Source organism: Bacillus cereus group sp. BfR-BA-01379, from assembly GCF_022663605.1.
Lineage (GTDB): Bacteria > Bacillota > Bacilli > Bacillales > Bacillaceae_G > Bacillus_A > Bacillus_A mobilis.
The window spans coordinates 1-559 of sequence record NZ_JAKUFT010000194.1; the positions used below are offsets into that span (position 1 = coordinate 1).

Below are 559 nucleotides of genomic sequence, written 5' to 3' on the forward strand. Positions count from 1 at the left end.
TGTGATGGGGAAGCTCCTTATGGAGCGAAGTCTTTGATTCCCCGCTGCCAAGAAAAGCTTCTAGCGAGATAAAAGGTGCCTGTACCGCAAACCGACACAGGTAGGCGAGGAGAGAATCCTAAGGTGTGCGAGAGAACTCTGGTTAAGGAACTCGGCAAAATGACCCCGTAACTTCGGGAGAAGGGGTGCTTTCTTAACGGAAAGCCGCAGTGAATAGGCCCAAGCGACTGTTTAGCAAAAACACAGCTCTCTGCGAAGCCGTAAGGCGAAGTATAGGGGGTGACACCTGCCCGGTGCTGGAAGGTTAAGGAGAGGGGTTAGCGTAAGCGAAGCTCTGAACTGAAGCCCCAGTAAACGGCGGCCGTAACTATAACGGTCCTAAGGTAGCGAAATTCCTTGTCGGGTAAGTTCCGACCCGCACGAAAGGTGTAACGATTTGGGCACTGTCTCAACCAGAGACTCGGTGAAATTATAGTACCTGTGAAGATGCAGGTTACCCGCGACAGGACGGAAAGACCCCGTGGAGCTTTACTGTAGCCTGATATTGAATTTTGGTACA

At 51.5% G+C, this 559-nt stretch carries 1 rRNA gene; it reads left to right on the forward strand.

The window, feature by feature from the left end:
- Positions 1–559: ribosomal RNA gene (locus tag MR113_RS27420) — 23S ribosomal RNA — on the forward strand; the annotation flags it as partial.